The sequence below is a fragment of the Methylobacterium sp. CM6257 genome (assembly GCF_054611515.1).
In genome coordinates, this window is sequence record NZ_CM137735.1 from 445952 (window position 1) to 466952 (window position 21001).

19 protein-coding genes, 5 pseudogenes and 1 other annotated feature are annotated in these 21001 nt (G+C 66.3%); of the genes and pseudogenes, 7 read left to right on the forward strand and 17 right to left on the reverse strand.

Annotation, left to right across the window (positions count from 1 at the left end; all coding sequences use genetic code 11):
- Window positions 1-33: 33 nt before the first annotated feature.
- On the reverse strand, window positions 34-459 hold the full coding sequence (locus tag ACYCO6_RS02210) for a hypothetical protein (RefSeq protein ID WP_459768897.1): 426 nt from the start codon (window positions 457-459) through the stop codon (window positions 34-36).
- 353 nt (window positions 460-812) lie between these two features.
- Between ACYCO6_RS02210 and ACYCO6_RS02215 the strand changes: the two genes are divergently transcribed.
- The 3 genes from ACYCO6_RS02215 to ACYCO6_RS02225 all read left to right on the forward strand — a co-directional run bounded on the left by ACYCO6_RS02215 (window position 813) and on the right by ACYCO6_RS02225 (window position 2521).
- Complete coding sequence (locus ACYCO6_RS02215) at window positions 813-1325, forward strand: hypothetical protein (protein WP_459768899.1); 513 nt, start codon at window positions 813-815, stop codon at window positions 1323-1325.
- Window positions 1326-1462: 137 nt separating this feature from the next.
- Window positions 1463-1948: a hypothetical protein gene (locus ACYCO6_RS02220; protein WP_459768901.1), complete on the forward strand. Its 486-nt coding sequence runs from the start codon at window positions 1463-1465 to the stop codon at window positions 1946-1948.
- Window positions 1949-2041: 93 nt separating this feature from the next.
- Window positions 2042-2521 (forward strand): hypothetical protein, encoded by a 480-nt coding sequence (locus ACYCO6_RS02225; protein WP_459768903.1) that lies wholly within the window; start codon window positions 2042-2044, stop codon window positions 2519-2521.
- Window positions 2522-2620: 99 nt separating this feature from the next.
- On the opposite strand, the gene ACYCO6_RS02230 is transcribed toward ACYCO6_RS02225, so the two are convergent.
- Both ACYCO6_RS02230 and ACYCO6_RS02235 read right to left on the reverse strand, forming a co-directional pair.
- Window positions 2621-3154: a J domain-containing protein gene (locus ACYCO6_RS02230; protein ID WP_459768905.1), complete on the reverse strand. Its 534-nt coding sequence runs from the start codon at window positions 3152-3154 to the stop codon at window positions 2621-2623.
- 47 nt (window positions 3155-3201) lie between these two features.
- A complete protein-coding gene (locus tag ACYCO6_RS02235) occupies window positions 3202-4359 on the reverse strand; it encodes a hypothetical protein (protein ID WP_459768908.1) in 1158 nt (385 codons plus the stop codon).
- Between the two features lie 234 nt (window positions 4360-4593).
- On the opposite strand from ACYCO6_RS02235, the gene ACYCO6_RS02240 reads away from it, so the two are divergent.
- Window positions 4594-4956, forward strand: a complete 363-nt coding sequence (locus ACYCO6_RS02240) for a hypothetical protein (protein ID WP_459768909.1) — start codon at window positions 4594-4596, stop codon at window positions 4954-4956.
- A gap of 23 nt (window positions 4957-4979) precedes the next feature.
- Here the strand turns inward: ACYCO6_RS02240 and ACYCO6_RS02245 are convergent.
- Window positions 4980-5198, reverse strand: a pseudogene (locus tag ACYCO6_RS02245) (IS5/IS1182 family transposase); the annotation flags it as partial.
- A 129-nt stretch (window positions 5199-5327) separates the two neighbouring features.
- On the opposite strand from ACYCO6_RS02245, the pseudogene ACYCO6_RS02250 reads away from it, so the two are divergent.
- Window positions 5328-6089, forward strand: a pseudogene (locus ACYCO6_RS02250) (IS481 family transposase); the annotation flags it as partial.
- Window positions 6090-6139: 50 nt separating this feature from the next.
- A protein-coding gene (locus ACYCO6_RS02255) for an IS3 family transposase (protein ID WP_459768911.1) occupies window positions 6140-7353 on the forward strand; the annotation gives its coding sequence in 2 pieces (ribosomal slippage) (window positions 6140-6428 and window positions 6428-7353; 1215 coding nt in all).
- Window positions 6421-6537 (forward strand) — a sequence feature (AL1L pseudoknot). (Overlaps the previous gene by 117 nt.)
- A 187-nt stretch (window positions 7354-7540) precedes the next feature.
- Here ACYCO6_RS02255 and ACYCO6_RS02260 read toward each other — a convergent pair.
- From ACYCO6_RS02260 to ACYCO6_RS02270, 3 genes and pseudogenes are all read right to left on the reverse strand, one after another.
- A pseudogene (locus ACYCO6_RS02260) lies at window positions 7541-8326 on the reverse strand (IS110 family RNA-guided transposase); the annotation flags it as partial.
- A gap of 299 nt (window positions 8327-8625) precedes the next feature.
- Entirely contained in the window at window positions 8626-9810 is a 1185-nt protein-coding gene (locus tag ACYCO6_RS02265; protein WP_459773400.1) for an IS110 family RNA-guided transposase, read from the reverse strand.
- Window positions 9811-9871: 61 nt separating this feature from the next.
- Window positions 9872-10114: pseudogene (locus ACYCO6_RS02270) on the reverse strand (IS110 family transposase); the annotation flags it as partial.
- An 871-nt stretch (window positions 10115-10985) separates the two neighbouring features.
- On the opposite strand from ACYCO6_RS02270, the pseudogene ACYCO6_RS02275 reads away from it, so the two are divergent.
- A pseudogene (locus tag ACYCO6_RS02275) lies at window positions 10986-11303 on the forward strand (DUF4113 domain-containing protein); the annotation flags it as partial.
- Between the two features lie 174 nt (window positions 11304-11477).
- Here the strand turns inward: ACYCO6_RS02275 and ACYCO6_RS02280 are convergent.
- The 10 genes from ACYCO6_RS02280 to ACYCO6_RS02325 all read right to left on the reverse strand — a co-directional run bounded on the left by ACYCO6_RS02280 (window position 11478) and on the right by ACYCO6_RS02325 (window position 20957).
- Window positions 11478-12401, reverse strand: a complete 924-nt coding sequence (locus tag ACYCO6_RS02280; protein ID WP_459768913.1) for a DMT family transporter — start codon at window positions 12399-12401, stop codon at window positions 11478-11480.
- 29 nt (window positions 12402-12430) lie between these two features.
- Window positions 12431-13204: a ferredoxin--NADP reductase gene (locus tag ACYCO6_RS02285; protein WP_459768915.1), complete on the reverse strand. Its 774-nt coding sequence runs from the start codon at window positions 13202-13204 to the stop codon at window positions 12431-12433.
- Between the two features lie 17 nt (window positions 13205-13221).
- Window positions 13222-13560 (reverse strand): ferredoxin FdxA, encoded by a 339-nt coding sequence (gene fdxA, locus ACYCO6_RS02290; RefSeq protein WP_459768917.1) that lies wholly within the window; start codon window positions 13558-13560, stop codon window positions 13222-13224.
- Window positions 13561-13583: 23 nt separating this feature from the next.
- Window positions 13584-14444, reverse strand: coding sequence for an ABC transporter ATP-binding protein (locus ACYCO6_RS02295; protein WP_459768919.1), 861 nt, complete (start codon window positions 14442-14444; stop codon window positions 13584-13586).
- Between the two features lie 97 nt (window positions 14445-14541).
- On the reverse strand, window positions 14542-15432 hold the full coding sequence (locus tag ACYCO6_RS02300) for an ABC transporter permease (RefSeq protein WP_459768920.1): 891 nt from the start codon (window positions 15430-15432) through the stop codon (window positions 14542-14544).
- A 6-nt stretch (window positions 15433-15438) separates the two neighbouring features.
- Complete coding sequence (locus ACYCO6_RS02305) at window positions 15439-16863, reverse strand: ABC transporter substrate-binding protein (RefSeq protein WP_459768922.1); 1425 nt, start codon at window positions 16861-16863, stop codon at window positions 15439-15441.
- A 165-nt stretch (window positions 16864-17028) separates the two neighbouring features.
- Window positions 17029-17805, reverse strand: a complete 777-nt coding sequence (locus ACYCO6_RS02310; RefSeq protein WP_459768924.1) for a Crp/Fnr family transcriptional regulator — start codon at window positions 17803-17805, stop codon at window positions 17029-17031.
- 166 nt (window positions 17806-17971) lie between these two features.
- Window positions 17972-18937, reverse strand: a complete 966-nt coding sequence (locus ACYCO6_RS02315; protein WP_459768926.1) for a HEAT repeat domain-containing protein — start codon at window positions 18935-18937, stop codon at window positions 17972-17974.
- Between the two features lie 8 nt (window positions 18938-18945).
- Window positions 18946-19179: a 4Fe-4S dicluster domain-containing protein gene (locus ACYCO6_RS02320; protein WP_149312599.1), complete on the reverse strand. Its 234-nt coding sequence runs from the start codon at window positions 19177-19179 to the stop codon at window positions 18946-18948.
- 26 nt (window positions 19180-19205) lie between these two features.
- Window positions 19206-20957, reverse strand: coding sequence for a fumarate reductase/succinate dehydrogenase flavoprotein subunit (locus tag ACYCO6_RS02325; protein WP_459768929.1), 1752 nt, complete (start codon window positions 20955-20957; stop codon window positions 19206-19208).
- Between the last annotated feature and the right edge of the window lie 44 nt (window positions 20958-21001).

Here is a 21001-nt window from a genome sequence, read left to right on the forward strand (position 1 = left end):
TCCTCTATTTAGCCACGTGGGGCCGTCGCCGGTCTATTTCTTCTTGCAGCTGCCCGCTCGGCTCCTGGCGCGCCGCTGCTCTCGCCTGCGCCGCTCATGCTCGCGCACCTCGGCGGGCATGTCCGGGTACTCGTCCCTCTGGGCCCGCATCTGTTCGTAGGTCGGTCGTGTTGAGGTCTCGGCGATTTTCTCGTGGGTCTCGGCGTCGTGTGAACGGTTTGCCGCCGGGATCAGGCGCGTCCCGGCCTCGAACGGCTGACGAGCCTCACTGGCCGCGTAGCTCGGCCGGCAACGCATCTCGATCATCCGGCGCCGCTCGGCAGTCTCGGCCACGGCGTCGCGGGCGAGCGCCCGACGGTCCCTGCGCGCCTGCACGCCGAGGCCCTCGGCGGCAAGACGGGTATTGAGCTGGCGTGCCAGCAACTCGGCGCGGGCGTTGTGGTCGGGGTTCTTGTTCATCGGTTCCTCGGCAATGCGGCCGGCACCCCTCGAAATCCGCGTGGGCGCTGACACCCGGTCTGCCAGACCGGACCCGCGGAAGTCGAAATTCTCGTAAAGGGTCGCGCGCGCGGGCGCGCCTTGGCGCGCAGGTGCTACGACATGTCGGGTCCGGAAGCCCCGCCTTGCTGGGTGGCCGGGCGCGATCACCACGTGTGATTTCATCCGGATAGGGTGCGTCGGCCCGCCAGACAAAGTCGGCGCGAGATGAATTTCGACTTCTTGTCGCGGACCCTGCTACCCAGAGATCACCGCGCCGTTTGGGAGCGGACCACCCACCATTTTCACCAGCAGCTCCTTTTCAGAGACCCGTTATGTCCATCGATAATCTTCCTGCGTGCTCCGTCGATTCTGACGGCGCCACCGGCAACTCGCGCGCCGCCTACTATATCTTGGAGGCGTATACCGAGTTCGGTGACCACTACCTGCTCGCCACGCTGGAGGACGCCGAGAACGAGGGCGGATACGCCCTCCACATCGGCCTGCCTGATCGGCCGGATGATCGCCGCGCCGAGATCTTCATGACCTTCGAGGAGGGGGTGGCTCGTCTCGCGGAGCTTCGGGAGAGGCAACCTCACGCGGACCTGTACCTGAGCACCCAGCAGATCATCGCGAAGATCGAAGCCGACGATGTCTGGGAGGGCGTCGTCTTCGTGCAGGCCGAGATCGATGACACCGACTACGACAACGAGTGGAACCAGCTCGCGTCCGTCATCACGCGGGCGGACACCGATGGCGTTTCGCTCCGCCGCCCCCTCAAGGACTGGCTGATCGGCCACGGCGACGACCTGTCCGACGTGATCTGGAGCGTCATCGACCACCTCTGATCAGCACCAGGGCGGGCCGACCCAGTGCCTCATCACGATCTCGGTCGGTCGCCCCTTCCAGCCATACCGCGCCCCGGCGCGCCGTTTGGGCGCGCTTCGACCTCGATTTCAATCAAGACATTTCAGGACATCAATTCATGATCAACGGTTACATCAACCTGGACCGCCTTCCTCCGCGAGTTCGCGAGGATCTGCCGAGCGCGACCGGCTTCGTGCTGGAGTGCTGCTGCGAGGGACCCGACGGCTACGTGCGAGCCTCTGTCGAGGCGGCCGAAGACGAGGGCGGTTTCGCCTTGCACGTCGGACCGGCTGACGCCTCCCCCCACATGTACGTGATGGGGTTCGCGAGCCTCGCGGAGGGTCTGGATGCGTTGGCGGCGCTCAAGCGGATGCGCCCTGGCGCTGAGCTGTGGCTCGCCTGTTCCGAGACCTTCGCGAGGATCGAAGGCGATGATCTCTGGCGCGGCGCGGTCAATGCGCGGGCCGAGGCCACCTTGGACGACCTCGACGACCCGTGGACCCGGTTCGCCGACGCCATCGCCACGGCCGACGCTGCGGGCGAGTTCGTCAAGGTTGATGCCTACGCGCCCCCGGTGATTGCTGACATCGCCGCTCGCCTCTGACCGCCCTCTGATCGTGACGCTGCGGTTGCTCGCGCACGACCGGACCATCTGGCCCACACCCCAAAATTCATCCTCTTACGATCACGAGACACCATGCCTTTGAAATCCACCACCGCGCGGAGCACGACCGCGCTTAACCGGATCTTGCGCGCCAAGGGCGCGCCCATCACCCACACGGTCCGGACCCCGGTGACGAACGAGACCTTCGTGAGCACCGGGGGCAATCCTTATGACCGCACGTGCGCCTGGGCGCATACCGACGCGAGCGGTCTCCCCATCCGCGATCCGGGCAGCCTTGATCCGGTGGCCTCCGCGGCCGTCCTGCGCGACTCCACTCGCAAGGCGGCCCACTCTGCCGCGGTGCAGGAGATGCTCCTGCAACTCGTCGAGCACTACCGGCCGGATCTGATGCGCCACCCGCACATCCGGCAGGCCGCGGAGATCGTCACCGCGACGATCGAGCCGAACCGGGAGCGGTTCACCCGTTATCGCAGTATCTACCTTCGCTGGGACGCGATCGTGACGAGCTTCATCTGGTCGATGGACGAGCTGCCGGCAGGACCTTGCAAGTAGCACGACCTCCGATGCGGCCCTCCGGGATCGGCGGCATCGCGACCCCTGCGGCGCCGTCCGCCGGCCCGACCTCAACATCCGGAGCTCGAGCGAAGGGTATCACTCCCGGATCCCGCGTTCGCGGAAGATGCGAGCGAACACCTCTTCCGCTTCTACGAAACGCTCGTGCGCCTGCTCGCGATATCGTGGGTGCCGATCCGGGTGTAGCCGGGCCCTGAACGCCTTTCTGGCTGCTTGGATCAGAAAGGTCGGACTACCCTCGTGGAGTCCAACGCGGTGATAGAGCGGGTTCGGGGTTTGCGCTGGCCGAACTGCGGCACGGGCCGCGGCCAGATCACGTTCCAGCTCGGCTATGCGCTCGCACGCCTCGTCGAGGGCTGTCCTGGCCTCAGCAGCGGCTGACTGAGCGGCTCGAACAGCTGCCCGTAAACCATCGTGCTCTCGTGCGGCCCTGATTGCCCGCGGCGCGTAGCGAAGCACACCACACCAGCCCAGCACGGGGGCGACCCAGATGGGGCAGATGGAGAGCATCGCCGCAGCGCCGATGCCAGCCACAAGGCGCAGCCCGATCTCATCCAGGGCCGCCAACCGTTGCTCGATGGCCGCGAGGCCATTGCCGACGAGAGTCAGCATGGCTGATCACCACCGCGGCGTGGGCGGATGGAACGCGACGCTGAGCATCAGGTAGCTCCTGTCACGCGCTGCAGCATCGCCTGGACACCCTCGGACGGCTCGATCCCGCTCACCCCGTCATCGGAGGCGGTCTCGGTGTCCTCGATGATGTCGGGGAGCGCATCGCCGAGGCGGAAGTAGCAGTGCTGCCCGAGCAGGTTGGCCAGATCCCGATCGTAGCTCCCGCCCGGCGCTGGTCCCGCCACGCGCAGGCCGATGCCCATCAGGCGCTGCAGCGCGGCCCGCAGCACGGGCTTTGGTGGCCGGACGTTGGCCTTGGCGGCGATCTGGTCGATCTCCCAGCCTCCATCTGCCATCGGCGCAAGGAGCACGGCCAGAGGGACCGCCACGCCGGCCTCGTCGATGTGGGTGTATGAGCACACCAGCTTGAGCCCGAGGGCAATCTCCGTGATGTAGCTGGCGGCGCAGTTCTTCATCTCCGCGGCGAACGTCTCGATCTCAGCCGTGCTGGCGAAGAAGCGGAGCCCCTCCAGCGGAGGGAGATCCGGAACGGGCAGGCGGTCGGCGCGCTGGAGCACCCGCTCCGCGAACTTGCGCAGCGGTTCGGTGCCGCCGAGCGACTGGCGCAAGGCGAGCCTTAGGCTGTCGTCATCGGCGGTAGAGACACAGGCGCGCAGCAGCGCCACGAGGCGGTTAGCCGCCCGGATCGTGTCCGGCCCATGCAGGACCCGCAGCACCTCGGGCAAGACCAACAGCGGATCCAGCTCAGCGACGGCGCGGAGGTGCAGCGCATGCAGCGGTCCCGCATAGCGGAGGGCGTGTGCAGCTGGGCTGTGCTTGCGCTGAACGAAGATCTCGAACAGGCGCGCGTAGGCGACGGGTTCAGCGAACGGATCAAGTCCGGACGTCACCGAGCGGACCTCTTGGACACGCAGAAGGGCACGCAAGAACCCGCCCGGCACGGCGGCTGGCCGGATCCCGTAGATGGCCGCAATGACCTCGCGGGCGCGCTGGCGACGCAGGATGACGCCGACCGCCTCCGCACCCGTTTGGGCGAGGTCGAAGGGTGCGATCAGAGCGTCGATCGCGGCTTCACCGCGCTCCAGCATGGCGGCAGCGACAGAGAAGGCCGCCTGCCGCGTCAAGCATCCCGCGACGGTGAGATCGGCCACGAGGCCGCGCGCACCGGCTCGGTCGAGACGCATCAGGGGTTCGCACGCCCAGCCGGAAATTGGCGCAGGCGCCCGAGCCGTCTCTGGATCACTCGCGATTGCGAGATCGTTCAAGCGCAGGGCCAAGGGCGAGCTCCAAGAGCATCGCCGTGGTCACGCCAGCCTGCGCATCACCCGTCTCGATAGAAGCATCATCATAGCACAAGGCACATCGGGTGCAATGGTTCTGTAGAGGTTGGTACCTACGGTTAGGATTAATCGTCAACGATGATGGACGGAGCAACGCTCAAAGCATTACACTCTGAGTTCATGGCGGACGAAACCTCTGCAACTACGCAAGTAGATGCTGCTGCGATCCTGGCCTCAATCTGGGCACGCAATGCTCTGCGACGTGAGGCGCAGCTGCCGCTGCTGCCGGTCCGTGCCACGTTCGAGCGAGAGTGGCGCCAAGCGCGCTGGAGTGTTCACGTTGAGCAGCACTATGCGGCAACCCGGGAGCGCGTTCTTGCCGAGAAGCGCCCGAAGCACGGTCAGGGTTGGGAGCTCAGCGTGAGGGGAGGGTGGGGCGCCCACCTGCTCACGATGAAGATCTTGCGAGCGAGCTTCCCAAAAACTACCGCAACGATCTGAGTCGCGCGGTTTAGGTCGCGGACTCATAAAGTTCGCAGCCAGACCCGCATGGCCGCGAGTTTGACGCTGGCGAGGAAGTTGTCGGGATCCTTGTCGTAGCGCGTGGCAACAGCTCGGAAGTGCTTGATCTTGCTGAAGAAGCGCTCGACAAGGTTGCGGTATTTGTACAAGAACGGGCTGAAGGCCAGCACCTGTTTGCGGTTGGGCATCGGCTTCACGTTTGCCCATGTGTGAGGTTCGGCGACATCGTTTCTACCTCGCCGTCCGCGCTCCCGGCCGATCTGGCATCCTGATTGCTGCTTCTGCTGTGGAGCTGTGGGCAGCGCGGCACGCGCTGTCCATCAGATCCCCAGCCCGCGCGAGACACGGCCATGGATCTGACGAAGGCGCGTCTGGGATGGGTTGAACTCTATGCTCGGACCGGCGACGCCGGCCTCGTTTGCCGCCGCTGCGGCATCTCACGCCCGACGTTGCGCAAATGGTGGCGAAGGTATCAGGCCGCTGGTCCAGCTGGGCTGGTGGAACAGAGCCGCCGTCCGCGCCGCTTGGCAGCTCAGAAGGTGTTTGCAGAGCACGAGACGCTGATCCTCAGCCTCCGGCGCGACCGCAAGCTCGGGATCAAGCAGCTCCGCAATGAGCTCGTCCGTCAACACGATCTGACGCTGTCGCTCGACACCATCCATCGCGTGCTCGTCCGTCACGGCGAGCAGGTGCTCAAGCGGCCGCGGCGGCGCGTCAGAGGAAAGCTCCGCTATAGTCGACCCGTGCCGGGCGATCGGGTGCAGATGGACGTCTGCAAAATCTGCCCGGGCGTGTACCAGTACACAGCCATAGACGACTGCTCGCGCTACGCCGTGTTTGGGATCTATCCACGCCGGACCGCCGCGAACACTCTCGATTTTCTCGACCGGGTGATCGAGGAGATGCCGTTTGCCATTCAGCGGATCCAGACCGACCGCGGACGCGAATTCTTTGCCGAGGCTGTGCAGCAGCGGCTGATCGACTGGGGCATCAAGTTCCGCCCGATCCTTCCACGATCGCCCCATCTGAATGGCAAGGTCGAGCGGAGCCATCGCGCCGTTCTCGAAGAGTTCTGGACCACAATGGATCCGAAATCCGCCGACATCGCCGACTGAACCGCCCCGGGATTTTCGGAGGCTCCAACATTTGAGAGACTGGAGCCATGACGAAGCATACCCCACCCTTCTCCCCCGAGGTCCGCGAGCGCGCGGTGCGGATGGTGCTGGAGCACCAAGGCGAGCACGAGTCGCAGTACGGAGCGATCCGCTCGATCGCCGCCAAGATTGGCTGCTCGGGTGAGACGCTGCGCAATTGGGTGCGCCAGGCCGAGCGCGACCGGGGTGTACGAGCCGGACCGACGACGGATGAGCGCGAGCGGATCAAGGCGCTGGAGCGGGAGAACCGCGAGCTCCGGCAGGCCAACGAGATCTTGAGGAAGGCGAGCGCGTATTTTGCCCAGGCGGAGCTCGACCGCCGGTTCCGGTCATGATCGCCTTCATCGACGATCATCGCGCCACCTACGGGGTCGAGCCGATCTGCAGGGTCCTGCCGATCGCCCCGTCGACGTACCACGCCCATGCCGCGCGGCGTTCCGAGCCCGAGAGGCTGCCGGCCCGGGCCAGGCGCGACGCGGTGCTCTCGGCCGAGATCCGGCGCGTGTACGAGGCGAACTTCCGGGTCTACGGCGTGCGCAAGGTCTGGCGGCAACTCGCCCGCGAGGGGATCGTGGTGGCGCGCTGCACAGTGGCCCGACTGATGCGGATGATGGGCTTAGCCGGCGTCGTCCGGGGGCGCAGGGTCCGCACCACCGTTCCCGATCCGGCGGCGGCCTATCCGCGCGACCGAGTCAATCGGCAGTTCAGGGCCGACTGCCCGAACAGGCTGTGGGTGGCGGATTTCACCTACGTGGCCACCTGGACCGGCTTCGTCTACGCGGCCTTCGTGATCGACGTCTTCGCCCGCCGGATCGTGGGCTGGCGTGTCTCACGCTCGGCCCGGGCAGACTTCGTGCTCGATGCTCTGGAGCAGGCCCTGCACGAGCGCCGCCCCTTCGCCGGCAGCGGCCTCGTCTGCCATTCCGACCGCGGGTCGCAATATGTGAGCATCCGCTACACCGAGCGCCTGGCCGAGGCGGGCATCGAACCGTCCGTCGGCAGCGTCGGCGACTCGTACGATAACGCTCTCGCCGAGACGGTGATCGGCCTGTTCAAGGCGGAGGTGATCCATCGGCGCGGGCCGTGGCGCTCGTTCGAGGCAGTCGAGTACGCCACGCTCGAATGGGTGGATTGGTTCATGTCTGGATGCCCCCTGACGCGCAAGAGGGTGTCGAGCGGCTCTGACGGGGGATCGGGTGCGGTCATGTCTCAGGCCTCATGATGCGGCCATGTCCATGCCGCGGGCCAGTATGGAGATGCGCGGATCAGGTGCAGATCAACACACGCGAGTTCGTAGCTCGTCAACCAGTCTTGCTTTTCCTGATCCCGATCTGACCGATCGTTCCGTCCTTACCTCTCTTCGACCTTCCTGCCCGCCACACCGGTGCGACGGCGGCTTGATGTCTTGATCAAGCCACCGGCACCGGAGCCTTGTAACTCTCGTTCTTCATCAGCATCGCCCAGGCTGCACGGGCCATCTTGTTCGCCAACGCAATGGCCAGGACCAGACGCGGCTTGTGTGGCAGCATCCTCGCCAGCCAGGAGCCTGCCGGTGCTCCCTTGCGGATCGACCAGCGGATGACCGTCATGGCGCCGATGATCAGGAGACGCCGGATGTCGCGCTGGCCCATCTTGGAGACGCGACCCAGGACCTGCTTTCCGCCTGAAGAGAACTGCCGCGGCACGAGGCCGAGCCAGGCTGCAAAGTCGCGTCCGCGCTTGAACGTCGCCATCGGCGGCGCGAACGTCTCGATCGCCATCGCGGTGATTGGTCCAATGCCCGGCATCGTCATGAGGCGGGACGGCGTGCCAGATCGCTTGGCTTCCCGCGCGACCCGCTTCTCCAACTCCGAGATCCGAGCGTCGAGATCCTTGATCTGGTCGAGGTAGAGACGGCTCAGATCAGCGACGAGCGGATCGAGCGAAGTCGTGACGTCGTCAAGCGCCAGGGCGAGCTGGCGCACGTTGGTCGCTCCCTGCGGTGCCACGATGCCGTGCTCGGCGAGATGGCCGCGCAACGCATTGATGAGCTGGGTGCGCTGCCGGACCAGAAGGTCGCGCGTCCGAAAGATCATGGCTCGCGCCTGCTGAGCCTCGCTCTTGATCGCAACGAAGCGCATCGTCGGGCGCGAGGCGGCCTCGGCGATCGCCTCCGCGTCGGCGGCATCGTTCTTCTGCCGCTTGATGAACGGCTCACATGAGGAGTCGATGTGCAAGGGATCTCATCCGGTCATGAGTGATCTCCTGGCGTGTTCCAGATCGCAGGTCCGAGCCCGATGGGTGAAGCGGCCGCAGCGGACGCGCTCAAGCTCACATGCGGTCGCCGATCGATCTCGGCTGCACCATGATCCCGCATCCGGCGGGCCGAGCTCAGGAGGACGAGACCATTCTTAACTGCGGCGGCTGAGGCCATACCGTTCGTCGGTTCGTCCACCTGGATCCGCCAAGGCTTCTCGTGCCTCGGTGGATTGAGAGGGATTGCAGTCGCTCTCGGTCAGACGCTCTTCATCGCAGCGCCCTCGATGACCACACCTGCCGTCACATACTTCCAGAGCGCGACGAGAAGCTTGCGGGCGAGAGCCACGATGGCGATCTTTTTCATGCGCCCGCCGGTGCGCTTGACCCGGTCGTGGTACCAGCGCGACAGGGCCGAACCTGGCTGATGGCGGAGCCAGAGCCAGGCCAGTTCGACAAGTGTCGCGCGCAGGCGTGGATTGCCGGCCTTCGACACGCCTTGCTCGTGATCAATCGAGCCACTCTGCCAAGGCGTTGGCGCCAAGCCCGCGTAGGCGGCAAGCTGGCGACGATTCTCAAAGCGCCGGAACAACCCTTCAGACCAGAGCACACCGGCAAAGCCGGGACCGACACCTTTCAAGTCGAGAAGCATGGCCGCTGCCGCACGCTGTGGTGTGGCCGCACGCTCGGCCGCCACGAGTGCGTCGCGCGCGGCGCGCACGTCATCGATCTGCTCGATCAGCAGCTCGATAAGACCGAGTTCGCGTTCGATCATCGCCTTGAGGTACCGCGGGAGCGGCCGGCCATCGCCGGTCCGCAACGCCTCAAGCCGTTCGCGCCTGTCCGACCGACGGGGATCGTAGTCGGTGATACCCTGCGCAAACAGCACGCCTCGGAGCCGGTTGACGTGCCGGACACGCTCGCTGATGAGCGTTCGAAGTTCGCGGCACAGCCGGCGGCGATCCTCCTCCTCAGGCGTGGGCGCCCGGACCATCGCGCACACGCGCGGCTCTCCGCGCTTGTAGGCCAGCAGCGTACGGACCAGGGCTTCGCCATCGATCCGGTCGGTCTTGGCCCGTCGCCTGCGCCTTGAGGTGGCGACGGAGGCGGCGTCAACAACGTGGCTCTCGATGCCCTTGCCCTCGAGCACGCGGTGCAGCCAGAAGCCGTCGAGCCCGGCCTCCTGGATCACCACGACGGGGAACAGCTTGCCGGTGCGCGCCCGAGCTCGCGCCCGTAGGTCAGCCAGTCGGCTGAGCAGGCCCGCGGCATCACCACCGCGCACCACGTGCCGGGACATCTTCTGGCCGGCTCCAGGAGAGAGCGACGTCACCAACCACGTTGCGCGGCTGAGTTCGAGCGAGACGAAGATCGCCGCGAGATCGACCCGGATAGGCTCGGGCGCACCGCCAACATCAGGAGAAAGGCTCACGTTCACCTCCATGAAGAGCGTCAGGCCGTCCATCCTGCTGAAGCGCCGCCTGATCGCCACCTCCTCATGGGATCTTGACATAGATCGGTGGGATCAGTCGGACCTCGTGACCCAGTTCACGGATCGCACGTCCCCACTCGTGTGCCGAAGCGCAGGCCTCCATGGCGACGATGCAGGCCGGCAGCTGGGCGAAAAACGTGAGGACCTGCGGTCGCGACAGCTTTTTGCGTAGCGCGACGCTGCCATCGGCGCATGCGCCGTGAACTTGGAAGATGCGCTTGGCCAGATCGAGGCCGACGATGGCGATCGGATCCATGGACTGCTCCGGCAGATGTGAAAGGTCCGGGCCCAGAGTACCGGCTTCCGCCGGAGTGGGGGCATCCAGTCCATCAACCACCGCAGGCTGCTCGAACCGATCGGCCACATCCCTCCCGCCGAGGCGGAGGCACGCTATTATGCCCAGGCCGAGGTCCAAGCCTTGGCCGCCTGACCCAAACCAAACGGCCTCCGGGAAACCCGGCGCGGTTCAAACCGCGCCATCCAGGCCCCCCCCGCTCAGAGGCCTAACGATGCCGCGGCTCAACCGTGCCAGCCGTTATGGTGTCGCGACCTAGCTCATGGGTCATAGCCGGATGAGTCAGTTTGGCGGGCAAGGACCGGTGGCGAACTGGTCGTGCGGTCGGCAGCGAACCCCTGCGACAAGCGCCAAGTCCGGCAGAGTTGGGGAGGGGAGAGGTGGCTCGGATCGTGGGAGCCGCCGTCAGTCCAGCGGTTGCCAAACTGGCATCGATAGCGCCACGGTTTGGACCGTTAGCCTGCCCACGTTTGGCAACCAGCTCTCTTGATATCGTTGAGCTTTTTGCCTGGACGCGGTTTCTTTTAATCTGTAGGTCCTGGGTTCGAGTCCCAGCGCGCTCACCAATAAATTCAGCAACTTGCCAGCATGGCCGGAGTGACGGCGGGCGCTCCGGGTAACATTTCGGGTAACGGCAGCCCTAACCGCCTTAGCCAGAAGGCGGCCGCTGTGACGTTGCGACCCTGTTGCCACCGTCGATGCCCGAAGCGATCGCCCTACGTTTCTCGACCGCAATTTAGGAGGAGCGCTTATGTCCGAACTGCCGAGCCACAATCGCGCGCAAAGAGGGACGATGGCGGCACGAGGCGCCGCACGCTAGGAAGCTGCGGAGAAGGCCGCGCAGCGCGGGGTGGCTAAGACGTGGCGAGAGCCGGGTGATCGGCTGTGGCGCTACTCCAAGGCTGGGATCGTCACGAACAACTTCGTGTCGCTGTCGCACAGCCCACGGGCGCTGATCGGTACAATGGACCGGGAGCGGTCGAGTCCCTTGATGGCGGCGATGGACGCCTGCAACGCGCGCTGGGGTTGGGGCGCCGTTGTGCCGGCTGAAACGGGTTTGATGAACCGCCGCGACTGGAGCACCAAGTTCGAGATGCGCACGCCGCGCTACACCACACAGATCGGTGAATTGCCGGTAGCCTGTGCTTAGCGAGCCAGCCTCAAGTGCGGACCGTGGCCGGAGGGTCTGCTTGAGGTCGTGAGCCATCATTGGGCCGCTGCTGCCCGAAAGCCGACATTCTGCTTTGCGCCCGATCCGGACATCCTGCCGCAATGAAGTGCTTCCCGGAAGCGGACGTCTCGCTCGTCCGCGTGCACTCGCGCGTCAGCGTACCAGGCCGGCGCTCGACGACGCGCAGGCCGTCGAGGACGTCGGCACCACCTTCCTCTGCAGAGCCAGGCCGACGCCGCTCAGCGTCAGGACAAAGGCGAGCATCTGTCGAGATCCGATCGTCTCATGTAGCGCCAGCGCAGCCGCGGCCGTGCCGATGATCGGCACCGACAGCATGCCCGTGGTCGCCATGCCGGTCGGCAGCCGGCGTAGGGCAGCCTGCCAGCTGAGGTAGCAGAGCGCGAGCGGGCCGATCGCCATGTAGCTGATGCCGGCCAGGCTCGGCAGGCTCAGGCCCTTGATGTCGGAAGCCTCGGTGAACAGGCTGACCAGCGTCATCGCTAGGCAGCCGAGCCCGACCTGCCACGCGGTGAGGGCGATCGGTGGCAAGCCGATCGGCCTTCGCTCAAGGATCGTTCCCAGCGCGAACAGGATGGCAGCGGCCAGGGCAAGGGCGATGCCGGGCGCCTTCCGGAGGATCAGACCGGTTCCGGTGCCGTCGACGAGGACGCAGATACCGAGGATGCCGAGTGCGAGGGCCGCGAACCCGCGCTGGTCCGGACGCTCGCCGCGCAGAACCCAGGCGAGAAGCACGGCCCAGACCGGCATCGAGTACGCCAGGAGTGCCCCCTCCGGCACGATGAGCCATTTCAGGGACAGACCGGTGAAACCCATCCAGGCGAAGACGTTGATTGCGGCGGCGAGACCGAGTCGTCCGAGAAGTGCGCGCGGCACCGTCAGGCGTTCGCCGCGCCCGTAGGCGAGAAGTCCGAGCCCGAAGGCCGCGACGAGACCGGCGACGCCGCGCGCGAACAGCGGTGGCCAGTCCTGAAGGACCAGCTTGAGTACCGGCCAGTTGAGGCCCCAGCCCGTCGCGGTGGCGAGGAGGAAGAGCCGTCCGGCCTGCGTGCGTGTCACGCGAGGGAGTCGCACGAGGTCCGGGCTCCCTACTTCTCCACGAAGGCCTTCTCGATCACGTAGTGACCGGCCTCGCCGTGGTTGCCCTCCCCGTAGCCGCTGGAGGTCAGGAGCTCCCGGGTGTCGCGGATCATGTCGGGGCTGCCGCACAGCATGAAGCGGTCGTTCTCGGTCGACATCTCCGGCAGGCCGACATCCTCGAACAGCTTGCCCGAGACCATCAGGTCGGTGATCCGGCCGCGGTTGCGGAACGGCTCGCGGGTCACGGTCGGGTAGTAGATGAGCTGGTTCGAGATCATCTCGCCTAGGAACTCGTGCTTGGGCAGCGTCTCGGTGATGGTCTCGCCGTAGGCGAGTTCCTGCACCTGCCGGCAGCCATGGACCAGCACGACCTTTTCGAACCGGTCGTAGGTCTCCGGATCCTTGATGATCGACAGGAACGGCGCGAGCCCCGTGCCGGTGCCGAGCAGGTAGAGGTGCCGGCCCGGGAGCAGATTGTCGAGCACCAGCGTGCCGGTGGGCTTCTTGCCGACGATGATCGGGTCGCCGACCTTGAGGTGCTGGAGCTTGGAGGTCAGCGGGCCGTCCTGGACCTTGATCGAGAAGAACTCTAGCTCCTCCTCGTAATTGGCCGAGACCACCGAGTAGGCGCGCAGCAGCGGCCGCCCGTCGACCTCGAGGCCGATCATGGTGAACTCGCCGTTGCGGAACCGGAACGCCGGATCGCGGGTCGTGCGGAACGAGAACAGGTTGTCGGTCCAGTGGTGGACCGACAGGACGCGCTCCTCGTGAAACTTGCTCATGACTCTTTGTTCCTCACTCAGGCGACCGCCGGATCCGCATTTCCGAACGCTTCGAGCAGCTTGCCGTCGCGGCCGTCCCACGCCGCCGCGTCGTCGGCCGGCTCGGTCTTCTCGGTGATGTTGGGCCAGAGGTCGGCGTACTTGGCGTTGAAGGCCTTCCAGCCTGCCGTTCCCGGCTCCGTATCGGCCTTGATGGCGTCGGCCGGGCACTCCGGCTCGCACACGCCGCAGTCGATACACTCGTCCGGTTTGATCACCAGCATGGTGTCACCGACATAGAAGCAGTCGACCGGACAGACCTCGACGCAGTCGGTGTACTTACAGCGGATGCAGTTCTCGGTGACGACGTAGGTCATGGCTTCACCCGTTGGCGCGGAGCTCAGAGCAGCGCGGCGAGATCCTGGCCCTCAAGATCGATGGCCAGGCCCTTCATCGCCTCGGCGCTGACCTCCCCGCCCATCGCGCGGATGCTCTCCTCGCGGATCAGCGACATCAGCCCCCGGCGTAGGCCAAGGAACTCGGACGACAGGGTCAGGGCCGGCTGTCGCGGGCGGGGCAGCGGCACCACGATCTCGGCCTTGATGCTCCCGGGACGAGCGGTCATCACGTAGACCCGGTCGGAGAGGAAGATCGCCTCGTCGATGTCGTGGGTCACGAACAGCACCGAGATCTTGAGGCGCTGCCACATGTTGGTGAGGATCTGCTGCATGATCAGCCGGGTCTGCGCGTCGAGGGCGCCGAACGGCTCGTCGAGCAGGAGGATGCGCGGACCGGTGGCCAGTGCGCGCACGATGCCGACCCGCTGTTTCATCCCGCCGGACAGCCGGTCGGGATAGTGGTTCTCGAACGGCGTAAGGCCGGCGAGGCCGAGGAGTGTGCGGGCCTGACGCTCGCGCTCGCCCCGCCGGAGCCCCTTCATCTTCAGGCCGAACTCGACGTTCTCCCGGACCGTCTTCCATGGGAAGAGCGAGTACTGCTGGAAGATCATGCCGCGGTCCGCGCTCGGCCCCGAGATCGCCTCGCTGTCGACGGTGACCCGCCCCGACGACGGTGTGAGGAAACCAGCCAGGGCGTTGAGCAAAGTCGACTTCCCGCAACCGGACGGGCCGATGATCGATACAAACTCGCCGGGCTGTACCGTGAGCGACGCGTTCGAGACGGCCTCGACGGCGCCCTCCATCGTCTCGTACCGCAGGCAGAAGTCGCGGACCTCGATCAGGCCCCGGCTCGGCTCGGCCATGGCAGGCTCCTCGGTTGCTGGTGTGCGTTGCGCGGGCATCCGTCCCGTGGGGCGGCGCACCACGGAGAGGAAGGGACCGTCGGGCTCGTCAGGTGTCCTACCGGGCGGCGGCCCAGGGCATGACGAGGCGGCCGACGAGCCGGATCGCGAAGCTCGAGCCAAGCCCCAGCAACCCGATCGTGATCATGCCGAGCGCGATGTCGGGGTACTGGACCAGGGAGTAGGCCTCCCAGGTGAAGTAGCCGATGCCGAACTGGCCGGAGATCATCTCGGCGGCGATCAGAGAGACCCAGGCCACTCCCATGCCGACCGTCAGGCCGGTGAAGATCTGCGGCAACGAGGCTGGCAGGTAGACTTCGCGGAACACCGCCGCCTCCCTGGCCCCGAGGCACTTGGCGGCACGCACCAGCACCGGGTCGACCTGCACCATGCCCTGGAGGGTGTTGATCAGGATCGGGAAGAACGAGCCGAGGAAGGTGATGAAGATGATCGAGCCCTCGTTCGTCGGCCAGAGCATGATCGCCATCGGCACCCAGGCGATCGCCGGGATCGGCCGCAGCACCTCGCAGATCGGGAAGGCGATCTCGCGCAGGAGGCGATAGCGGCCCATGAGGAGGCCAAGCGGGACGGCGACGCCGCCGGCCAGGAGGAAGCCGAACAGGATCCGGCGGCAGGAGATGAGCACGTGATCGCCGAAGACCGGGTTGTGCAGGGCAATCACCGCACGGCCCACGACGTCCATCGGCGTGGGTATGTTCAGGAACCGCACGTAGAGGGTGACGCGGTTGGCAGTCAGATACTGCCAGAGGGCGACAAACAGGATGAGCGACGCGAGCCCGATCAGCGCGGCGCGGAACTCGCAGCGGTGCAGGCGAAGCCAGCGGCGGGTGCGGCCTGTCGTGGGGTGGTCCGACGCGGCCGGCGGCGTGAGGATCGCCGTTCGCGGCGGCTCGGGCTCGGCGGTGGACTGCAGGGCGACAGCTTCCATGAGAGTCTAGCCTCCCGTCACAGCGGCCTTAAGGGCCTCGTCGTAGGGCATCACTTTGCCGCCGCCCTGAGCCGCGGTTTCGGCATCCTGCTTCAGCAGGAAGGGTGCGATGCCGCCCTTGCCGTCGACGACGTAGAAGGCCTCGCGGGCGAACAGCTTGATGCCGCGGGCGCTGTCGAAGACGTAGGCGACGTCAACGGCCTGTCCCTTGGACTTCATCTCGTTGAGCGCGCCGAGCGTGCAGGCGGCGCTGGAATAGGGCTTGATCGCGCCGCCTTTCACCCAGATCTCGCCGGCCTTGCGCGGCTCGGCGATCGGCTTCTTGCAGAACGTGTCCTCGCCGCTCACCTCGTAGTTGGCGGTGCTCGCGCGCTGCTGGTCGTAGTCGAGACCGCGCTCGGCGAAGACCTTGCGCAAATACGCTTCGTCGACCCACGGGCCGACGTCGAACTCCTTGATCCGGTCGAGCTTCTGCAGGACCTTCACGTCCTCGCGCCCTGCGTCGATCAGCTGCGGCTTGATCGTGGGATCTAGGGTCATGATCCCGCCGGGCCCGAGGAAGATGTAGACCACTTCCTTGTCGGTACCGGTCCACGCCGCGATCTGCTCGGCGGCGCGCTTCGGGTCCGCCTTGACCCAGGCGTCCGCGTCGAGCACCGCCTTGACGTAGGCCTCGACGATCTCGGGGTACTGCTTCGCGAAGTCGGTTCGCACGACGACACCGTGCCAGGTCGGCAGCTTGGTCTCGACGCCGTCGAACACCTTGCGGGCGAAGCCGCGGAACGGCAGCAGCTCGGCGAAGGGGACGAAATCGGCGTGCGCGTCGATCTTTTTCTCCTGAAGGTTGGTCGAACCGACCTCCGGGCTCTGGCTGACGAGGCGGAAGTAGGTTGCCGGGTAGCCCTTGTCCTGCAGCGCCTTTAGGACCATGCCGTGGGCGGCCGAACCGAAGGGCACGCTGACGACCTTGCCCTTCAGGTCCTCGAAGGAGAAGTATTCGGAGTCCTTGTTGACGACGATGCCGTTGCCGGAACCGGAGAGGTTGTACGCCGCGACCGAGATGAGCTGCGACTTGCTCTCGGGATTGTTCTGGAAGGTGGCGCCGTTGACGACCAACGGGTAATCGCCCATCGCGCCGAACTGGAGCTTGCCGGCCATCATGCCGTTCGTGACCGGCGGCCCGGAGGTGAAGTTCTGCCAGTCGAGCTGGATGGTCTTATCGGCATACTTGCCGGTCTTGGGAAGGTACTTCTCGAGCAGCTTGAGCTGTCGGATCACCACGCCGACGGTCGCGGTGTTGGTCGTCGTATCCTGAGTGCCGATGCCGACGGTGAGGGTCTCGGCGCGGGCCGATGTACCGATCCCGGTGCCGGTGAGTGCGAGGAGCGCGAGGGCGGATACCGATCCGAGCCTGGGGAACCGTCTTGCCATCGCCCGCTCCGTCATTTCGGTCCGATGTCGCAACGACATCCGAGGGCATGATCGGACTTGTCGGCGAGTTCGATCAAACACCGAGAGAGCTCGCGCGTCGATTAGTTGCGCAAAAAGGCCGTGCCGACCCGGATATGCTGCGGATTTAAGCGAGAAGCTTCGGATTTAGGCGCATTCCTCGCCGCCACGCATCTGCGCGAGGACCTCGGGGCGCAGCACGACGATCTGCGTGCGACGAGTCGCGACGACGCCCTGCTCCGAGAGTCGCTTCAGGCTGATCGTCACCCATTGCCGGGTGGCGCCGACCATGTGGGCGAGGTCGGCGTGGGTGAAGGTCGCCGCGATCACCGTCCCGTCCTCCTCCGGCACGCCGTAGAGATCGCACAGGTGCAGGAGGAGGTGAGCGAGACGCTCCGTGATCGAGCGGGTCCCGAGCATCTGGGCCAGGGTCGAGTAGCAGCGGCCCTTGAAGGTTAGGCCGTCGATGACCCCGATTGCCAGTGCGGGGATTTGCGTCACGAGCTGTTTGAGGGCCTTCCCCGGCAGGTGCAGCACGCTGGAATTGCTCGCCGCCATGCCCGACCACTTGTGAAGGCCGGTGCCGAACACGTCGGGACCGCCGACGAAGTTGCCGGGATACCAGTAGGCCAGTGTGATCTCGCGACCGGAGGGTGCCGCGTAGAAGACCCGGATGCGGCCGCTCTCGACGATCCAGATCCCGTCGTTCGGCGTCTCCTGCGTGAACAGGGTCGCGCCGCGATAGAGCACACGGCGTCGGCCCTTCTCCATGACGAGGGCGAGCTCGCGTTCGGTCAATCCGTCGAGCAACGGGCGCTGGCCGGCCCCGGCTTTGGGTGCAGCCTCGGACAGCAGAAGGGCGTTTGCCTGAGTGTGCAGCCCCGCCGGGGCTTGGGACGGGCGTATTGGCGCCGTGGTCTGCATTGCCATCTCCTGCGCTTTGCACGAAGTGGCGCCGCAAAGCCTGTACCAGCTCTAAACTGTCCCTGATCGCATCTGGCCTCACGCTGTCACCGCGCCGCCCATGAACGCGATGCGGCGCCCACCGGAGGGGAGGGCGCCGCATCAAACGTCGCGTCGGCTGAACCGGTCAGGGGCGTCCCTGGCAGCGCCCGATCGCCCATAGAATGAGCTTGCGCACGTCGGGATCGGGATCGTTGGAGGACGCCTCCAGGGCAGCGAGACCGCGTGGGTCGGCGATTTCACCGAGCGCCGCGGCGGCCTCCTTGCGCAGGTTACTCACCTCCGAGGTTAGTGCTCGTCCCAGAACGTCGACCGCGGCCGGGGCCCTGATCCGGCCCAGTGCGTTGGCGGCTTTGGTGCGGACCTGCCAGACAGAGTCCTCCATCGCCGCAATTAGGGGGGACGTCGCCTCAGGCAGCCGGATCTTGGCGCACGAGACCGCGGCCTCCTCGCGCACCTGCCAGTTCTCGTCAGACAGCCCGGTGATCAGCGTGGAGATGCCCGGGCCGCCGGGCCGCAGGAAGACCAGCGCCGACATCGTCGCGCGTCGGACGGTCGGGTTGGGATCGCCCGCGGTGGCGATCAGCGCGGGTAGCGCCTCCTCGGCCTTGAGGTAGCCGATGACGCCAAGACCCTCGCGGCGAACCTCGGGCGCCGTGCTCTGGAGCGCCTTCAGCGCGGCCGACAGGGCGTCCGGCAGGACGAGCTCGCGAAGCGCCCGCAGGGCGGACGCCTGCACGAAGGGGTCGGCGTGCTCGGCGCGCTCGATCAGCAGCGGGCCGCAGGTCGGCTCCTTCTTCTCGGCCAGGGTGTCGGCGGCGGTGCGGCGCACGGCCTCGTCGGCATCCTCCAGGGAGCGCACCAAGCCCTCGACGACGTCCGCGCCGTCGTGCTCGTCCAGGGCCTTGGCGGCGGCCGCACGGACGGTGGCGTCCGGGTCGCCGAGGCCCTTCAGGAGCAGGACCTTCGCCTCGGGGCCGACGGCCTCGGCGAGCTCCATCATCGCGACGCGCCGGACGCCCGCGTCGGCGCTGGCGCAACGCTCGGCCAGGTCGTCGAGATCTTCGTCGAAGGAATCGAACACGGGGCTCATGGTCGGCCTCAGCGCAGCAGGTACGGGATGTTGACCTTGACCGCGTTCGTCGGGCAGTCGACCTCGCACGGCATGCAGTACCAGCACTCGTCGTACTTCATGTAGGCCTTCTGCCGCGTCTCATCGATCGCGAGGATGTCGAGCGGGCAGACGTCGACGCAGACGCGGCAGCCCTTCTCGGCGATGCACTTCTCGTCGTCGATGACGACCGCAGCGCTGCTGGCCTGATTGATGATCGGCATGGATCGATCTCCGGTTCTTGGGAGGGCTACTCGGCGGCGGCCGGCGTCTTGATGCGGAGCTGGTGGTAGGCGTTCATCTCCTCGGCGCCGACCGGCACGATGAACGGGTCAACCGCGCGCTTGGCGTGGGCCATCCGGCCCTGGGCGTCCTTGAACAGCACGGTGTGGCAGTTCCAGTTCGCATCGTCGGTCTCGGGGTGATCGACACGCAGGTGATAGAAGCCCCAGCGGCTCTCGGTGCGATAGAGCGAGGCCGCGGCCGCCATGTCGGCGCAGTCGAGGATCGTCTGCATCTCCAGAGCTCGATGCAACTCGTGCGGGTCGCGGGCGCAGAGTAGGTCGAGGTCCTCGCGGATCTCGGCGAAGCGGCGCTGTCCGAGTTCCATCTTGGCCGTCACCTTCGGCGGCTCGAGGTAGTCGTTAACTAGGCGGCGCGTCTTGAACTCCATCTCGTGCGGGGTGAGGCCGTCCGCGCGGCGGGTCGGCGCCAGGACCCGCTCGCGCTCGGCGGCGATGTCGGCCTCATCGTGGTCCGCCAGCGCGTTGGCCGAGCAGTAGGCGGCAGCGTCGGCGCCGGCGATGCCGCCGTTCACGAAGGCACCGAGCATGTAGTTGTGCGGCACGCTCGCCATGTCGCCGACGGCGTAGAGGCCCGGGACCGTGGTGCGGGCAAACTCGTCGACGAAGACACCAGAGGCCGAGTGGCCGGAGCAGAAGCCGATCTCGGAGATATGCATCTCAACCGGCCGGCGGCGATAGTTGGTGCCGCGCCGTTCGTGGAAGCGCCCGCGCGAGGGCCGCTCGTTCGAGTGCAGGATAGTTTCGATCTCCGAGATCGTCTCCTCGCGCAGATGGTCCATCTTGAGGAAGACCGGGCCGTTGCCCCCCTGCAGCTCGCGCCAGAACTCCAGCATCATCTGGCCCGACCAGTAGTCGCACTCGATGAAGCGCTCACCGCGATTGTTCGCCGTGTATCCGCCGAACGGACCGGTGACGTAGGCGCAGGAGGGTCCGTTGTAGTCCTTGATCAGCGGGTTGATCTGATAGCATTCGAGGTTCGCGAGCTGCGCGCCGGCGTGGTAGGCCATCGCGTAACCGTCGCCGCAATTGGCCGCGTTCTCGTAGGTGCCGAAGAGGTAGCCCGAGGCGGGCAGGCCCAGACGTCCGGCCGCGCCGCAGGCGAGGATCACAGCCTTGGCCTTCACCACCAGGAACTCGGAGGTGCGGGTGTTGACCCCGATGGCGCCGACGATCCGACCGTCCGGACCCTTGAGCAGGCGGGTCGCCATGTAGCGGTTGGTCACACCGACCTGAAGGCGGCGCAACTGCCGGTAGAGGACCTTCTTGACGTTGTGCCCCTCGGGCATCGGCAGGACGTAGGTCCCCATGTGGTGGACCTTGCGCATGTTGTACTCGCCCGAGCCATCCTTCTCGAACTTGACCCCGAGCTTGTCGAGGTACTGGATCATAGGGAAGGAGCCCTGCGCGTAGGCCATCACCGCCTTCTGGTTGACGATGCCGTCGTTGGCGACCGTGATCTCCTTCACGTACTGCTCGGGCGTGGCGTAGCCCGGCACGACGGCGTTGTTCAGCCCGTCCATGCCCATGCTGATCGCGCCCGAGCGCTTGACATTCGCCTTCTCCATCAGGACGACGCGGAGCTTTGGGTCTGCCTCCTTGGCCTTGATGGCGGCCATCGGGCCGCCGGTGCCGCCGCCAATCACCAGGATATCGGTCTCGATGATCTCGGTCTTCGTCGCGGATTCGAAGGCGTTCATGGCAAGGTCTCGCGTCGATGGATTGGCGGCGCTGGTGAGATCGC

Bases quoted from the DNA above. Each gene is read 5' to 3' on its own strand.
- ACYCO6_RS02210 (WP_459768897.1), bottom strand. From the start codon at position 459: ATGAACAAGAACCCCGACCACAACGCCCGCGCCGAGTTGCTGGCACGC.
- ACYCO6_RS02215 (WP_459768899.1), top strand. From the start codon at position 813: ATGTCCATCGATAATCTTCCTGCGTGCTCCGTCGATTCTGACGGCGCC.
- ACYCO6_RS02220 (WP_459768901.1), top strand. From the start codon at position 1,463: ATGATCAACGGTTACATCAACCTGGACCGCCTTCCTCCGCGAGTTCGC.
- ACYCO6_RS02225 (WP_459768903.1), top strand. From the start codon at position 2,042: ATGCCTTTGAAATCCACCACCGCGCGGAGCACGACCGCGCTTAACCGG.
- ACYCO6_RS02230 (WP_459768905.1), bottom strand. From the start codon at position 3,154: ATGCTGACTCTCGTCGGCAATGGCCTCGCGGCCATCGAGCAACGGTTG.
- ACYCO6_RS02235 (WP_459768908.1), bottom strand. From the start codon at position 4,359: ATGCGTCTCGACCGAGCCGGTGCGCGCGGCCTCGTGGCCGATCTCACC.
- ACYCO6_RS02240 (WP_459768909.1), top strand. From the start codon at position 4,594: ATGATGGACGGAGCAACGCTCAAAGCATTACACTCTGAGTTCATGGCG.
- ACYCO6_RS02265 (WP_459773400.1), bottom strand. From the start codon at position 9,810: ATGGAGGTGAACGTGAGCCTTTCTCCTGATGTTGGCGGTGCGCCCGAG.
- ACYCO6_RS02285 (WP_459768915.1), bottom strand. From the start codon at position 13,204: ATGAGCAAGTTTCACGAGGAGCGCGTCCTGTCGGTCCACCACTGGACC.
- fdxA (WP_459768917.1), bottom strand. From the start codon at position 13,560: ATGACCTACGTCGTCACCGAGAACTGCATCCGCTGTAAGTACACCGAC.
- ACYCO6_RS02295 (WP_459768919.1), bottom strand. From the start codon at position 14,444: ATGGCCGAGCCGAGCCGGGGCCTGATCGAGGTCCGCGACTTCTGCCTG.
- ACYCO6_RS02300 (WP_459768920.1), bottom strand. From the start codon at position 15,432: ATGGAAGCTGTCGCCCTGCAGTCCACCGCCGAGCCCGAGCCGCCGCGA.
- ACYCO6_RS02305 (WP_459768922.1), bottom strand. From the start codon at position 16,863: ATGGCAAGACGGTTCCCCAGGCTCGGATCGGTATCCGCCCTCGCGCTC.
- ACYCO6_RS02310 (WP_459768924.1), bottom strand. From the start codon at position 17,805: ATGCAGACCACGGCGCCAATACGCCCGTCCCAAGCCCCGGCGGGGCTG.
- ACYCO6_RS02315 (WP_459768926.1), bottom strand. From the start codon at position 18,937: ATGAGCCCCGTGTTCGATTCCTTCGACGAAGATCTCGACGACCTGGCC.
- ACYCO6_RS02320 (WP_149312599.1), bottom strand. From the start codon at position 19,179: ATGCCGATCATCAATCAGGCCAGCAGCGCTGCGGTCGTCATCGACGAC.
- ACYCO6_RS02325 (WP_459768929.1), bottom strand. From the start codon at position 20,957: ATGAACGCCTTCGAATCCGCGACGAAGACCGAGATCATCGAGACCGAT.